Source organism: Streptomyces sp. NPDC093094 (assembly GCF_044754345.1).
GTDB lineage: Bacteria > Actinomycetota > Actinomycetes > Streptomycetales > Streptomycetaceae > Streptomyces.
The window spans coordinates 36,194-52,243 of sequence record NZ_JBIVOX010000029.1 but is presented as its reverse complement, the minus strand read 5'-3'; the positions used below and the strand labels follow the sequence as shown (position 1 = coordinate 52,243).

5 protein-coding genes are annotated in these 16,050 nt (G+C 74.9%); all 5 read right to left on the bottom strand.

The features are described 5' to 3' along the window. Nucleotide 1: 1 nt before the first annotated feature. From ACIQGV_RS36955 to ACIQGV_RS36935, 5 genes are read right to left on the bottom strand one after another with little or no spacing between them, the layout of a single operon-like run. A complete protein-coding gene (locus ACIQGV_RS36955; protein ID WP_402503199.1) occupies nucleotides 2-1,303 on the bottom strand; it encodes a cytochrome P450 in 1,302 nt (433 codons plus the stop codon). Further along, the gene (locus ACIQGV_RS36950; protein ID WP_402503196.1) at nucleotides 1,300-2,175 is read right to left on the bottom strand and encodes an alpha/beta fold hydrolase; all 876 of its coding nucleotides are present in this window, start codon (nucleotides 2,173-2,175) and stop codon (nucleotides 1,300-1,302) included. Before ACIQGV_RS36950 ends, ACIQGV_RS36955 begins: the two co-directional genes overlap by 4 nt. Further along, nucleotides 2,168-13,789, bottom strand: coding sequence for an amino acid adenylation domain-containing protein (locus tag ACIQGV_RS36945; protein WP_402503193.1), 11,622 nt, complete (start codon nucleotides 13,787-13,789; stop codon nucleotides 2,168-2,170). Before ACIQGV_RS36945 ends, ACIQGV_RS36950 begins: the two co-directional genes overlap by 8 nt. A gap of 57 nt (nucleotides 13,790-13,846) precedes the next feature. Next, on the bottom strand, nucleotides 13,847-14,893 hold the full coding sequence (locus ACIQGV_RS36940) for an HAD-IIIC family phosphatase (protein WP_402503190.1): 1,047 nt from the start codon (nucleotides 14,891-14,893) through the stop codon (nucleotides 13,847-13,849). Then, nucleotides 14,890-16,041 (bottom strand): acyl-CoA dehydrogenase family protein, encoded by a 1,152-nt coding sequence (locus tag ACIQGV_RS36935; RefSeq protein WP_402503188.1) that lies wholly within the window; start codon nucleotides 16,039-16,041, stop codon nucleotides 14,890-14,892. The genes ACIQGV_RS36940 and ACIQGV_RS36935 overlap by 4 nt, the downstream gene beginning before the upstream one ends. Between the last annotated feature and the right edge of the window lie 9 nt (nucleotides 16,042-16,050).

Below are 16,050 nucleotides of genomic sequence, written 5' to 3'. Positions count from 1 at the left end.
GTCAGTGCTCCTTGCGTCGTACGACGAGCCGCTTGATCTCGGCCGCCTGGAGGTGCAGGACCCCGAACTCGGGCCGGCGCACGGCCTCCAGCTCCGTGAGGACGGGGGTGATCGCCCGCAGCACGGCCCGCAGTTCGAGCCGGGCCAGGTGCGAGCCCAGGCACACGTGCTCGCCGTGCCCGCCGAAGGCGACATGGGCGCGCGCGTCCCGGGTGATGTCGAAGCGGTAGGGGTCGTCGAAGACCGCCGCGTCGCGGTTGCCCGCCGGGTACCACATGGCGACCGTCTCGCCCTTGCGGATGCGCTGCCCGCCGATCTCGGTGTCCTGGCGGGCGGTGCGCACGAAGTTCACCGCGATCGACGTCCAGCGCAGGATCTCCTCCACCGCGCCGTCCACCAGCGAGGGGTCCTCGCTCAGCAGCCGCAGCTGCTCGGGGTGGTCCAGGAGGGCCTGGACGCCGCCGGTGGTGGCGTTGCGGGTGGTGCCGATGCCGGCGACCAGCAGGTTGAAGACGGTGTAGAGGATCTCGTGGAAGGCCAGCGGCTCGTCGTCGATCCGGGCGCGGGCCAGCCGGCTGAGCACGTCCGTGCCGGTGCCGTCGATCTGCCCCATGCGCTCCTGCACCAGCTGCGCCACATAGCCGTTGAGGGCGGTCATGTTGCGGGCGAAGGTGGCCTCCGCGTCCTCGCCGTCGCGCTGGTTCTCCGGGTCGGCGGCACCCGTGGTGCCCTCCGTCCACTCGAAGATGTCGTCCCAGTCCTTCAGCGGGGCGCCGACCAGCTCGCAGATCGCCGCGACGGGCAGCCGGGCGGACAGATGGCGGGCCACGTCGGCCTCGCCGTGCTCGCCGAGCCGGGCGGTGAACTCGGCGACGTAGCCGCGGGCCAGCTCGTGGAAGCGGTCCTCCAGCTCGGCGATGGCCTTCGGGGTGAAGCAGGGGGCCATCACCTGGCGCAGATGGCGGTGGCGGGGCGCGTCCATGTACGACAGCGCCGGCGGCAGGTCGGGGCCGTGCCCGAACATCTGGCCGCGCTGTTCGAGCTGGATCTCGAACATGTCGACGGCCTCGGGGGTGTCGAGGGTGACGCGCTGCGCGCTGGAGAAGATCTTCGGGTTGCGGGACACCCAGGCGATGTCCTCGTGCCGGGTCAGCACCCAGAACGGCTCGAAGCCGGGCCGCCGGTACCAGAACACCGGCGCCTCGCGCCGCAGCAGGTCGAACTCCGCGTACGGGTAGTCGCCGGCCGCCGCGTAGGCGGCCTCGTCGGTGATGTCGAGTGAGTCGAGGGTGAGCATGGTCATCGGTCCTCAGCAGCGGCAGGCGTGTGCTCGTTCAGGAAGGTGACGATCGTGGCCACGGTGTCCGCGCGGCGGTCGGCGTCGGCGTGGCCCGCGTCCAGCAGCCGGGCGCCGGGCGCCTCGCCGGCGAGCCGCTTGGCCACGCCCTCCGGGCTCAGCGGACCGGCCCCGGCGAGGATCAGCAGCGGGCGGCCGAAGGTGGCCGGCCACTCCTCGGGCACGGAGAAGTACGGCGAACCGGCCGGCCAGATGCCGTCGCGGTGGCGGACCAGGGAGACGATGTAGCGCTCGCGGCGCAGCGCCACGATCTCCTGCCGGAACTCCTCGTCGGCGGCCAGCCGGGCCGCGTACGGGCCCGCCTGCGGGTTGCGGGTGAAACTGCCGTCGCGCTCGGCGGCGGCGAGGACACCGGCGATGCCCTCGGCGCGGGCGTACCGCATCGGCTCGTCGTGTCCGGCGAGGAAGTCGCCGAGGGTGTTGGTGGCGTCGAGTCCGACGGGCCGCTCGGCGACCACGGACCGCACCCGGGCGGGGGCGTCGTGGGCGAGCCGCCACGCCACGGCCGTGCCGGAACCGGCGGCGACCACATGTGCCTGGGGCGCACCCGCGTCGTCGAGGACGGCCACCAGGTCGGCGGCGTGCTGCTCGTAGGAGAACGGCGCGAACGGGGCGGCGGCCGAGCGGCCGGTGTGCCGCAGGTCCACGGCGATCACCCGGAAGCGTCCGGCGAGTTCGGCGACCGGGTGGTAGAAGTTCTCCTCCCAGGAGGCGCTGTCGCCGCTCGCGGCTCCGTCCGCCAGGAGCAGCACGGGGAAGCCTTCCCCGTGCACCTCGTAGTGGATCCGCGCCCCGTCGGGGCGGACTGTCTCAGGCATGGGGCTCCTCCAGGGTTGCGATGTGCCTGATCACGTTCATGAGCTGGTCCGCCATCGCCTCGGTGTTGACGATCGGCGCCGCGTGGGTGCCGTCGATGGCGCTGCGGGTGAAGGGGCCGTCGGTCAGCTCCTGCCACACCTGCGTGGCCCCGGCGGGCAGGACCGGGTCGTCGCTGCCCTCCACGGCGAGGACGGGCACCCCGAGCGGGGCGCGGGTGACGCCGCGCAGCACGCTGCGGTGGCTCTCGGCGAGGACGGTGTCGGCGCGCAGCCGGTCGACGTACTCGGCGAGGAGCTCCTCGCTGTCGAGGATCTGGTCCGGCAGCAGCCCCCGGAAGATCCCGGCGAGTTCGTCGAGCGCGACCTGGTCGAAGTCGCCGTCGGCGGTGAGTTCGGCGAGCCGGTCGAGGCCCGCGGTCGGCTCGGCGAGCGGGGGCAGCGCGCACGCGGCGACCAGCGCCAGCGGCGGCACGCCCGGGCGGTGCGCGAGCCGGTGCGCGACCTCCCAGCACAGCCAGGAGCCCTGGCTGTGGCCGTAGAGGACGACCGGCACGTCGAGCATCTCGCCGAGGGCGGCGACGACCTGGTCGGCGACGGCCATCATGTCGGTCATGGCCGGCTCGTCCGCCCGGGCCTCGCGGCCGGGCAGCTGGACGCCGATCAGTTCGACGTCGTCGGGCAGATGGCGCACCAGCGGGACGTAGCCGCCGGTGGTGCCGCCCATCCCGGCCACGCACAGCACCCGGGCGCGGGGCCGCTCGGCGGGCTTGAGCACCCGCAGCCAGGATCCGGCCGCGGCCGGGCGGGACTCCTTCGCCGGGGCGGTGTCCTCGGGCCGCAGGTCCTCCAGCAGCCGGGCGGCGATGCCCGCGCAGCTGGCGTGCCGCAGGATCAGCTCCGTGGTGACCGGCAGCCCGGTCACCCGGATGAGCTGGTTGCGCAGGGTGACGGCCATCAGGGAGTCCAGGCCGGTCTGCTGGAGCGGCTTGTCGTCGGGCAGGTCGCCGGCCGCGACGCCGAGGACGGGCACGACCTCGTCGCGGACCAGGGCGGTGACCGTGCGCAGCCGCTCGGCGGCGTCCTGCGCGGCCAGCCGCAGCCGCAGCTCGCGGCCGGCCCCCGGGTCCTCGGCGGGGCCCTGTTCCGGGGCGGGCCGGGCCTCGTCGATGCCGTCGAGCAGCGGGCGGGGCCGGGCGGCGCGGTAGGCGGGGGCGAACGCCGTCCAGTCGATGTCGGCGACACCGAGCGCCGTGCTGCCGGAGCGCAGCGCCAGGTCGAGGGCGTCCAGTGCGCGCACGGGCGGCATGGAGCGCAGGCCGCGCGCGCGGGCCGCCTTCTCGGCCTCCTCGGAGACCATTCCGCCGCCGGCCCAGCCGCCCCAGTGCAGCACGGTGGCGGGCAGGCCCTGGGCGCGGCGCTGCCGGGCGAGGGCGTCCAGCGCGGTGTTCGCGGCGCCGTAGGCGGCCTGGCCGGCGCCGCCCCACAGGCTGGCGCCGCTGCCGTACAGCAGGAAGGCGTCCAGGTCGGCGCCGGTGAGCGCCTCGTGCAGGTACCGGGCGCCGAGCACCTTCGCGGCGATCTCGTCGGCGGCCGCGTCGGCGGTCAGGTCGCCGATGGCCGCGAGGCGGGAGACACCCGCGAGGTGGGCGACGACGGACAGCGGGCGGGCGGTGTCGGCGGCGCTGCGGGCGACCAGCGCGGCGACCTGCCCGCGGTCGGTGACGTCGCACGCCTCCAGGGCCAGTTCGACGCCCCGCTCGGCGAGTTCGGCCGCGAGGGTCCCGGTGCCGTCGGTGGGGGTGGCGCGGCGGGAGGCCAGCACGATGCGTTCGGCGCCGCGTTCGGCGAGCCTGCGGGCCAGGTGCAGTCCGAGCGCGCCCTGTCCGCCGGTGATCAGCGCGGTGCCGCGGGTGGTCCAGTCGCCGCCCGCCGCGCGGGGCGCGGTCCGCTCCAGACGGCGTACGAACCGGCCGGCGGGGCGCAGTGCGCACTGGTCCTCGTGGTCGCCGCTCGCGAGGGCGGCGACGACCTGGCCGGCCCAGCCGTCGTACGGCTCGGGCGCGAGGTCGAGGGTACCGCCCCAGCGCAGCGGGTCCTCCAGGGCGGCCACCCGGCCGAGGCCGCCGACCAGCGCGGCGGCCGGGTCGGGGACGGTGCCGTCGGCGGCGGTCGCGCCGCGGGTCAGCGCCCAGACGGGAACGGCGAGCGCGCTGTCGCCGAGGGCCTGGAGCAGGGCGAGCGCGGCGAGGAAGCCGCGGGTGGTGCCGCCCGGTCCGGCGGTGGTGTCCAGCGAGGCCAGGGTGAGGACGGCGTCCGGCGGTCCGGGCAGTGCAGCGAGCGCCGCCGCGGCTGCCGTGCGGTCCGTCGTGCCGGGCACCCGGTGCACCCGGGCGCCGGCGGCGGTCAGTGCCTCTTCCAGCGCGTCGGCGGTCCGTTCCTCGCCCTCGGCGGTGACCAGGGCGACGGTCGCGGGGACCGCGCGCGGCGCGCCCGCGGGCACCGGCCGCCAGGTGTCCTCGTACAGCCATCCGGCGATCCGCGAGTCGGCTCCCTGGCGCCGCCACCAGGAGTTCAGCAGCGGCAGCAGTTCCTCGATGCTGCCGCGCAGCTGCTCGGGGGCGTCCAGCAGTTCGGCGATCGTCGCGGTCTCCTGGTCGCCGACGGCGTCCCAGAAGGAGCGGTCGACGGCCGCGTCCCGGGCGGTGCGGGTCTCCTCCAGCCAGTAGCTGCGGCGCTGGAAGGCGTACGACGGCAGCGGCGCGACCCGGCCGCCGGGCAGGACGCGGGTCCAGTCCACCGGGTGGCCGTGGGCGTGCAGGACGCCCAGGGTGCGCAGGAACTCGGCGGGCCCGCCGTGGCCGCGGCGCAGGGTGCCCGTCACGACGGCGCGTTCGCTGCCCTCGGTCAGCGGCATCGCCAGCACCGGGTGCGGGCTGACCTCGACGAAGGTCTCCAGGCCCGCGTCGAGCAGGGCCCGCTGGGCGAGGTCGAGGCGTACCGGCTCGCGCAGGTTGCGCGACCAGTAGCCGCCGTCCAGCGCGCTGCCGTCCAGCAGGGCGCCGGTCACGGTGGAGTAGAAGGGGATGTCGCCGGGCCGGGGGGCGAGGGCGGCCAGTTCCGCCTCCAGGGCGGGCAGCAGGGCGTCCATGTGGTGGCTGTGGGAGGCGACCGGCGCCTCCAGCTTCCCGCACACGACGTCGTCGTCGTCCAGTTCGAACAGCAGGTCCTCGATCGCGTCGGCCTCGCCCGAGACGGCCACCGAGGAGGGGGTGTTGACGGCCGCGACGGACACCGTCCCGCCGAACCGGGCGATCCGCTCAAGCACCTGCTCCAGCGGCAGTTCCACCACGGCCATCGCGCCCACGCCGGCCACGCCCTGGAGGGCGCGGCTGCGTACCGCGACGATCCGCGCGCCCTCGGCGAGGGTGAGTGCCCCGGCCACCACGGCCGCGGCGACCTCGCCCTGCGAGTGGCCGACCACCGCGGCGGGTTCCACGCCCAGTTCGCGCCAGGCCGCGGCGAGGGCGACGTACAGGGTGAACATCACCGGCTGGTTGACGTCCAGGCGGTCCATGGTCAGTTCCGGCGCGGCACGGTCCAGCAGCACGTCGGTCACCGACCAGCCGGTGACCTCGGCGAGGGCCGCGTCGCACGCGCCGACCGTCTCGGCGAACGCCGCGGACCGGTCGAGCAGTTCGTGTGCCATGCCGTCCCACCGGGCGCCCTGACCGGGGAAGACGAACACCGGCCCGCCCCGCGGCCGGGCCGTGGCCCGGGTGAGCGCGGCGTGCGAGCGGTCCTCGGCGAGCGCGGTCAGCGCCTGCACGAGTTCCGGCAGGTCCGCAGCGGTGACCGCGGCCCGGTGCGTGAAGTGCGTCCGGCGGGTGGCGGCCGTACGGGCCACGTCGCCGAGCGTGGTGCCGGGGGTGCGGCTCAGCCAGTCGGCCCAGCGGCCGGCCTGTTCGGCGAGCGCCGTCTCGTCGCGTGCCGACAGCACCACCGGCAGCGCGGCCGGGGCCGGCGCGGGGGCCGCCGTGTCGTGTGCGGGCGCCTGCTCCAGCACGAGGTGGGCGTTGGTGCCGCCGATGCCGAAGGAGGACACGCCCGCCCGGCGCGGGCCCTGTTCCTGCTGCCAGGGCCGGGTCTCGGTGTTGACGTGGAACAGGTTGGGGTCCATCCCCATCTCGGGGTTGGGGTGCTCGAAGTTCAGGCTCGGCACCAGTTCGCCGTGGTGCACCATGAGCGCGGCCTTGATCAGGCCGGCCACGCCGGCGGTGGCGTCGGCGTGCCCGATGTTCGTCTTCACCGAGCCGATCGCGCACGGCTCGTCGCGCTCGGCGGCGCCGAACACCTGCTGGAGTGCCTGCACCTCGATCGGGTCGCCCAGCGAGGTGGCGGTGCCGTGCGCCTCGACGAAGCCGACGGAGGCCGCGTCGACTCCGGCGGCCGCCTGGGCCTCGGCGATGACGTACGCCTGGCCCTGGACGCTGGGGGCGGTGAAGCCGGCCTTGTCGGCGCCGTCGTTGTTGACGGCGCTGCCGCGCAGGACGGCGTACACGGTGTCGCCGGCCTCGACGGCGTCGGCCAGGCGGCGCAGCACCAGCACACCGGCGCCGCTGCCGAAGACGGTCCCGGCGCCCTTCTCGTCGAAGGCGCGGCACTTGCCGTCGGGCGAGACGACCAGGCCCTCCTGGTGGACGAAGCCCTGCTTGAGCGGGATGGTCAGCGAGGAGGCGCCGACCAGGGCGACGTCGGACTCGCCGCGCAGCAGGCTCTCGCGGGCCAGGTGGGCGGCGACCAGGCCGGTGGAGCAGGCGGTCTGCACGGTGAGGGCGGGGCCGCGCAGGTTCAGCTTGTGGGCGACGCGGGTGGCCAGGTAGTCGGCCTTGCCGCCGATCATCGAGCGGTAGAACGACGACAGGTCCTCGGCGGGCTCCTGCGGGTAGCCGCCGTAGCCGGTGCCGCCGAAGACGGCGACCTTGCCGTCGAAGGTGCGCGGGACGATGCCGGAGTGCTCCAGCGCCTGCCAGGCGCACTCCAGGAACAGCCGGTGCTGCGGGTCCATGACCAGCGCCTCGGCGGGCGAGTAGTCGAAGAACGCGGCGTCGAACAGGTCGGGGCCGTCGATCAGGCCGCGGGCGCGCACGTAGTTCGGGTCGGCGAGTTCCTCCTCGGTGGCTCCGGCCTCGCGCAGTTCGTCGTCGGTGAAGCGGGTGATGGACTCCACCCCGCCGCGCAGGTTGGTCCAGAAGGTGTCCAGGTCGGAGGCGCCGGGCAGCTTGCAGGCCATGCCGACGATCGCGACCGCGTCCTCGCCGTCGCGCTCGCGCCGGGCCGCCGCCTGCTGCCTGAGCAGGGTGGGGGCGGTGCCGTCGCGCAGATACGCGGCGAGCTGGCGCACGGTCGGGTAGCGGAACAGCGTGGACAGCGGGAACTCGCGTCCCAGGCCCGCACAGATGATCTTGTGTGCCTCCAGGGCCGTCATGGAGGTGGCGCCGAGGTCGAAGATGCCCTTGTCCGGGTCGATGTGCGCGGTGTCCAGGACCTCCGCCCACGCCCCGGTGATCAGTCCTTCCAGGCTGTCGGCGTCCGCGGCCGCGAAGGACGGCGCCCGTGTCTGCGGCGCCTGGAGGGCGAGCAGCGCGTTGCGGTCGACCTTCTTGTTCGGGGTGTGCGGCAGCTCGTCCATGCGGATCAGCCGCGCCGGGACCATGTAGGCGGGCAGCCGGCCGGCCAGCAGCGCGCGCACGTCGTCCTCGGCCAGGGTGCCGCCCGCGGTGTAGTACAGGCACAGCCGGGGGTCTCCGGGCATGTCCTCGCGGACCACCGCGGCGGTCTCGGTGACGGCCGGGTGCTCGGCGGCGACCGCCTCGATCTCGCCCAGCTCGATCCGGTGCCCGCGCAGTTTGACCTGCGCGTCCACGCGTCCGCAGAACTCCAGGCTGCCGTCGGTGCGATAGCGCACGACGTCGCCGGTGCGGTACATGCGCCCGCCCGGGGCGAACGGGTCGTCCGTGAACCGCTCGGCGTTCAGCTCGGGCCGGTGCAGATAGCCGCGGGCCACCTGGAGGCCGCCGATCCACAGCTCGCCGCGGGTGCCGCGCGGTACCCGCCGCCGGGCCGCGTCGAGCACGTACAGCACGTTGTTGACCAGGGGTTCGCCGAGGGCGACCTCGCCGGGCAGCACGTCCCAGGCCGCCGACCACACGGTGGTCTCGGTCGGGCCGTACATGTTCATCACGTGCGGGCACAGCCGCAGCAGTCTGCGGGCCAGGCCGCGGTCGAGGGCCTCGCCGCCGACGAGCATCCGGTCCAGGCCCTGCACCAGGGCGCGTCCGTCGGCGTCGGCGAGCAGCATCCGCGCCAGCGACGGGGTGCACTGGAGGTGGGTGGGGGCGTAGGGCAGGTAGTCCGTCCAGGCGGCCGGGCCGCCCTGGGCGACGACCACGCGGTAGCCGCGGGTCAGCGTCCACAGCAGTTCCAGGGTGGAGATGTCGAACGACAGGCTCGTGACCGCCAGCCAGGTGTCGCCCGCGCCGCCGCCGACCCGCTCGTCCATCGCCGAGCAGAAGTTCGCGAACTGGGCGTGCTCCAGCTGCACGCCCTTCGGCAGTCCGGTCGAGCCCGAGGTGTAGATCACGTACGCCAGGTCCGCCGGGCCGGGCAGCTCCTGCGGGTCCGGAAGCTCCGCGTCCGGCGGGATGTCCGGCAGGGCGTCGGCGAGGAGCACCTGGACCCGGTCGTCGGCGATCTCGCCGGCGCCGTCGCGGGTGGAGACGACCACGCCGAGCCGGCTGTCGCGGACCACGTGCTCCAGGCGGGCCTTGGGGTACTCCGGGTCGAGCGGTACGTACGCGCCTCCGGCCAGCCAGGTCGCCAGTACGGCCACGACCAGGTCGGCCGAGCGCGGCAGATGGATCCCGACCAGGCTCTCGCGTCCGACGCCGGCCGACCGCAGATGCCCGGCCATCGCCCAGGCCCGCGCGAGCAGCGCGCGGTAGGTCAGCTCGCCGTCGTCGGTGACCAGCGCCACGGCGTCGGGGGCCGTGCGCGCCCGGGCCAGGATCCGCTCCGGTGCCGACGGTCCCGGCGCCGCCCCGGCCGCGGTGCCGCCGCGTTCGCGCAGCCACGCCAGCTCGGCGTCGTCGATCACCGTCAGTTCGCCCACCGGCCGGGCGGCGTCCGTCACCACGTCCGCCAGCAGCGCCCGCAGGCCCGCCGCCAGCCGCAGCGCCGACTCCTCGTCCAGCACGCCGGGCAGGAACTCCAGTTCGCCGCGCAGAGCGCCCCCTGCGCCCGGCGCGAGGGTGAGGCCGACATCCGCCTTGGCGACCCCGCGCGGGCCGCCGCCGACGGCGCCGTCCTCGGCGGGGATCCAGGCGTCCGCGCCCTCGCCGAGCGCCGGCAGCGCGGAGGCCCGGTAGTTGAAGACGGCACGGAACAGCGGGTTCTCCTCGCCGTTGCGCGCACCGCCCGAGACCCGCACCAGCTCCGTCAGCGGTACGTCCTGCCGCTCCAGCAGTTCCAGCACCCTGGGCGCGGTCGCCGTCAGCACGTCCGTGAACAGCGGGTCACCGCCGAGTTCGAAGCGCAGCGGCAGCGTGTTGACGAGGAATCCGGTGAGACCCTGCACCCCGGCCAGCTGGCGGTTCGCCCACACCGTGCCGACGGCGAAGTCCTGCGTGCCCGTGGTCCGTGCCAGCAGCACGGCGAACGCGGTCGCGTACACCGTGTACGGCGTCACCGACGCCCGCGCCGCGATCTCCTCCACCCCGGCGTGCACGTCGGCGGGTACCGCGAGGGGCACCGAACCGCCCGGTCCGCCGTCCGTGCCGGCGGGCGGCAGGTCCAGCCGGCCCACGCCGTCCAGTGCGGCGGCGAGGCTCTCCACCGCGGGGGTGAAGCGGCCGCTCTCGACGGCGCGGCGCTCCCAGAGCGCGTAGTCGCCGAGCTGGAAGCCGTCGGCTCCCTCGGTGTGCCCGGCGGCCTCGCGGCCCTCGGCCGCCGCCCGGTAGGCGTCGTACAGCTCCCGGGTGAGCAGGCTCAGCGACCAGCCGTCGGTGACGGCGTGGTGCAGCGTCAGGCACAGCAGCCCGCCGTCGGGCACGTCCAGCAGGGTGCAGCGCAGCAGGCCCGGGCCGCCCAGGTCGAAGGGCGCGGTCTCCTCGCGTGCGAGCCGCTCGTCGATCTCCTCGGGCGTGGCGCCGGTGAGGTCCTCGTGCGTGAACGACGGCACGAGGTCGTCGTGCACGACCTGCACCAGCTCGCCGTCACGGGACTCCAGGCCGGTGCGCAGCGACTCGTGACGGGCCGTCACCGTGCGCAGGGCGTCCGTGAGGAGCCCCGGGTCGAGCGGGCCGGCGGTGCGCAGCACGAGCGGGGTGTTGTAGCGGGCGCTGCCGGGGTCCATCAGTTCCAGGAACCACAGCCGCTTCTGCCCCTCGGTCGCCGGGTACACCCCGGTGCGGTCGGCGCGTTCCAGCGGCGGCCCGGCGGGTGCGGCGTCCAGGTCCAGGTCCAGGCCGAGCAGGTGGACGGCGATGTCGCGGGGCGTGGGGTGCTTGAAGGCGAGGTTGGTGGGCAGTTCGGCGCCGAGGAGTTCGGCGAGCCGGTTGCGCAGCTGGAGCGCCATGATCGAGTCCAGGCCCAGCTCGGGCAGCCGCTTGCCGGCCGGCACCGGTTCGCGCGCGCCGAGCACGGCGGCGGCCTCCCGGCCCACGGTCTCGCACAGTGCCTCGGCGCGGGCGTCCTCGTCGAGCGCGGCGAGGCGCGTGCGCAGCGCGGACGGGCCGGCGGCGCCGGAACCGGCGTCCGTGTCGGCGGCGGGGGCGGTCGTGCGGCGGGTGCCGGGGGCGGCGAGGTGGTGGCCGACGACGTCGGTCCAGTACGGGCGGTGCTGGAAGGCGTAGGTGGGCAGCTCGGCGGCGGCGGAGCGCGGCAGGGTGCCGAGGACGGCCGCCCAGTCCACCGCGCACCCTTGCGTGTGCAGGGCGCCCAGCGAGCGCAGCACCTGGTCCGGGCCGCCGTGCCCGCGGCGCAGGCTGCCGACGACCGCGCCCTGCACATCGGCGGTCGCGCCGGTCAGCGCCATGCCGAGCACGGGGTGCGGGGAGATCTCCACGAACACGTCGAAGCCGTCGGCGACCAGCGCGTGCAGCGCCCGGTCCATCCGGACCGTCTCGCGGGCGTTGCGGCACCAGTAGGTGCCGTCCAGTGCGGTGCCCTCCAGGGCGGCGCCGGTGACGGTCGAGTAGAACGGCACGTTCCAGCCGGTGGGCCGCAGCCCGGCGAGTTCCCCGGCGAGCCAGGGCAGCATCGGGTCGATGTGCGCGCTGTGCCCGGCGGTGTCGGAGGCGATGCGCCGGCTGAAGACGTCGGTGTCCGCGAGCGAGGCCAGCAGCGCCTCGACGGCCTCCACGTCGCCGGAGACGACGGCGGACGCCTCGGTGTTGACCACGGCGATCGACAGGGCGGCGCCGTAGGGGGCGATCAGCGACTCCACGTCGGCGACCGGCAGCTCCACCAGCGCCATCGCCCCGCGGCCGCTGCACTCGCGCAGCTGGCCCTGGGAGCGCAGCGCGGTCAGCCGGGCTCCGTCGGCCAGCGACAGCGCGCCCGCCACGACCGCGGCGGGCACCTCGCCCTGGCTGGAGCCGACGACCGCGGCGGGCTCGACGCCCAGCGACCGCCACACCGCGACCAGGCCGAGCATCACGGTGAACAGGGCGGGCTGGAGCACGTCGATGCGCTCCAGGTTCAGTTCGGCGTCGGCCTCGCCGCGCAGCACGTCGAGGACGGACCAGCCGGTCCACGGCCGCAGGGCGGCGTCGCACTCCTCGGCTGCGGTCCGGAACACCGGGCTCTCGGCGAGGAGTTCACGTCCCATGCCCACCCACTGGGAACCCTGCCCGGGGAAGACGAAGACGGGCTTGCCCCGTTCGTGGACCTCACCGGTGACGACCGCGGTGTGCGGGGCGCCGTCGCCGAGCGCGCGCAGCGCCTCGGCGGCCGCGGCCGGTCCGTCGGCGGACACACAGGCCCGGGCCGGCAGATGTGCGCGGTGCAGTGCGGCGGTGCGCACGACGTCCTGCCAGGCGGCGGCCGTGCCGTGCTCCTCCAGCCAGGCCGCCCAGCGGGCCGCCTGGGCGCGCAGCGCCTGCGGGTCGTGGCCCGACAGCAGCAGCGGCAGGGCCCCGGTCCCGGCGGGCTCCACCGGCTCGGCGGGTGCGGCGGGCCGGGGGGCGGGGGCCTCCTCCAGGACGACATGGGCGTTGGTGCCGCTGATGCCGAACGACGACACCCCGGCCCGGCGTACGCGTTCGCCGCGCGGCCAGGACACCGGCTCCTGGAGCAGGGCCATCCCGCTGTGCTCCCACGGGATGTGCGGGCTGGGCTCGTCGGCGTGCAGGGTCTTCGGCAGCGTCTCGTGCTGGAGCGCCAGCACCATCTTCATCACTCCGGCGACGCCCGCCGCGGCCTGGGTGTGCCCGATGTTCGACTTCGACGAGCCGAGCCACAGCGGACGGTCCGCGGAGCGCTGCGGGCCGAACACCTCGGCCAGGGCGCCCGCCTCGATGGGGTCGCCGAGCGGGGTGCCGGTGCCGTGCGCGTCGATGGCGTCGATGTCGGCGGGGGTGAGCCGGGACGCGGCCAGCGCGTCCCGCACCACCCGCTGCTGGGCGGGGCCGTTGGGGGCGGTCAGGCCCTGGCTGCGGCCGTCCTGGTTGACGGCCGAGCCGCGCACCACGGCGAGGATCCGGTCCCCGTCGCGCTGCGCGTCCGACAGCCGCTTCAGGACGAGGATGCCGACGCCCTCGGACCAGATGGCGCCGTCGGCGGCGGCCGAGAAGCTCTTGCAGCGTCCGTCGGGCGCCATCGCGCCGAGCCTGCTGGACTCCACGAACATGGCGGGCGAGCTCATCACCGTCACCCCGCCCGCCAGCGCCAGGTCGCACTCCCCGGTGCGCAGCGCGGCGAGGGCGGAGTGGATGGCGACCAGCGAGGAGGAGCAGGCGGTGTCGATGGTCAGCGCCGGGCCCTGGAGGCCGAGCGCGTACGAGACCCGGCCGGAGACCACGCTGCCGGAGATGCCGGTGCCCTGGTAGCCGTCGAGGACGTCGAGGGGCGCGTTGCCGGTGTCGTAGTCGGAGCGCATGCAGCCCAGGTAGACGCCGGTGCGGCTGCCGGTGAGGGCGTCCGGGCGGATCCCGGAGTGCTCCAGCGCCTCCCAGGACGCCTCCAGCACCAGCCGCTGCTGCGGGTCCATCGACACCGCTTCACGGGGGGAGATGCCGAACAGGTCGGCGTCGAACTGCTCCAGGTCGTCCAGGAACCCGCCCTGGTCGGCGTAGCTCTTGCCGGGGGCCTGCGGGTCGGGGTCGTACAGGTCGAGCCCCTCCCAGCGGTCCGGGAGCGGGCCGATGGCGTCGCGGCCCTCGGCCAGCAGCCGCCAGTACTCCTGCGGGGTGCCGACCCCGCCGGGCAGCCGGCAGGCCATGCCGACGATCGCGGCCGGTTCACGCAGCCGCTCCTCCAGTTCGGCATTGCGCTGCTGGAGCTGCAGGACTGCGGCCATGGCCCGCCGCAGCCGGTCCTCGTTCGCCTGGGCGTTCATCTCCGCCATCCGTCTCGCCGTCTCGTGTTGTCTCGCCGAAGGGGGTGTGCCGGGACGTCAGCGTGCGACGGTGACGTCCATGTAGGGCGGGAACTCCGGCAGCCGGGCGCCGTCGTGCTCCAGCACGCTCACGCCGTCGGACTGCTCCACCTCGCGGAACCCGGAGAACTTGTAGGTGACGTACATGGTCCGGTTGCGGTTCGTGGGCACGAACTCCGCACGCAGGGCGGCCCCGGCCTCGTGGGCGCTGCGGATCAGATGGCCGAGCAGCACGGAGCCGACGCCGCGCGACATGACGCGGCACGACATCAGCAGCAGCTTCACCGTCCACACGTCGCTGCCGCGTTCCACGAGGGACAGGCCGATCTTGCCGTAGGTGCCGTACCGGTCCTCCAGGCCCGCGACCAGCAGGTCGTGGTCGGGCGAGCGGCGGAAGGCGTCCAGCTCCTCGTAGGAGTAGGTGTAGCCGGTGGCGTTGAGCTGGTTGGTGCGCACGGTGAGTTCCTCCGCGCGCTGGAGGTCGCGCTCCTCGGCGGGCCCGATGGTGAAGCGCATGCCCAGGGAGGCGAGGAACTCCTCGTCGGTGCCGTGGTGGTCGTCCTCCGCGCGCCTGCGCTCGGCGTCCGCCCGGTACAGGTGGCGGCGCTCGCGCGAGTCGGCGGTGACGAACCGCGGCTGCATCTGCGGCAGGGCCGGGATGCCGGCGGCGTCGGCGGCGTCGACGCACAGCACGTCGGCGTGCGCGAAGCTCACCTCGTCCCGCTCGAAGGGCTGGTCGTCGACGAACGCCAGGGTGTCGACGCCGATGTTGATCGCCTCGGCGACCGCCTTCACCGACTCGGACTTGTTGCCCCAGTTGATCTGCGGGTACAGGAAGTACTCGGCGATGCCGAACTCCTCCAGCTTCGCCATGGCCGCGTCGTGGTCGTTGCGGCTGGCGACGGAGTGCAGGATGCCGCGTTCGTCGAGGGTGCGGATCACCTCGACGACCTCGGGGCGCAGGGTGACGTCGCCGTCCTCCAGCAGCACGCCGTCCCACACGGTGTTGTCCAGGTCCCAGACCACACACTTGACGGTCCTGACGGCATTGACGGTGGCGGTCATCGCTCACTCCTCGGCGCGTGTTCCTGGAACGCGTACTCGGCAAGGCCCACTTGGTGGAGCTGCGCGCTGCCCTCGATGATCTCCATCACGCGGGAGTCGCCGAGCAGGCGCTGGACGGGGTATTCGGAACTGCAGCCGTTGGCTCCGTGGAGCTGCACGGCGTCGGCGGCGGCCCGCCCGGCGGCGGTGGCCGCGAAGTACTTCGCGGTGGACGTGGCGGCCAGCGCGCCGGGGTCGCGCTCGTCGCGCAGCCGCCCGGCCTCCAGGCACATCAGCCGGGCCGCACGGGCCTGGGTGTACATGTCGCTGATCAGCCGGCGCACCAGCTGGTGCTCCCTGATCGGCGAGCCGAACGTCTCGCGCCGTCCGGCGTAGTCGACGCTCGCCTCCAGGGCCGCGTCGAGGATGCCGACGCAGCCCCAGCCGACGGTGTAGCGGCCGAGGTCCAGGGCGGCGCCCACCACGTGGGAGACGCCGAGGCCCGGCCGGGCGAGCAGGTTGCCGCCGGGGACCCGGCAGCCGTCGAGGCGGACATGGGCGGTCATCGAGGCGCGGATGCCGATCATGTCCTCGATGAGTTCGGTGGTCAGGCCCGGGGTGTCCCGCTCCACCAGCAGGGCGGTGGGGCCCTCGGCGGAGCGGCCCACCAGGAGGAAGACGTCGGCGCTCTCCCCGTAGGTGATCCACTTCTTGTGGCCGGTCATGACGAAGTCGTCGCCGTCCCGCTCGATGCGGGTGGTGACGCCGGCCGCGTCGCTGCCGGCGTCCGGCTCGGACACGGCGAGCGCCGCGATGCGCTCGCCGCGGGCCAGCTGGGGCAGCCGGCTCTGCTTGAGCTCGCGGCTGCCCCAGCGGGCGACGGTGTGCGCCACCATCGAGTGCACGGTGAGCAGGCTGCGCACCGAGGAGCAGGCGCGGCCCAGTTCGCCGGCGAGGAGCCCCAGGGTGACCGCGTCGCAGCCGCCCCCGCCGAACTCCTGCGGCACGTGGATGCCGAGCAGGCCCTCGTCGGCGAGGAGCCGTATCACCTCCGGCGGGGTGCGCTGGGCGCGGTGCCAGGCGTCGGCGTGGGGTGCGATGTGGCGGTCGGTGAAGGCCCTGAACTCCTTGCGGGCCTGCTCCTGCCGCTCGGTGAGCGCTCCGGTCATGTCGTCGGC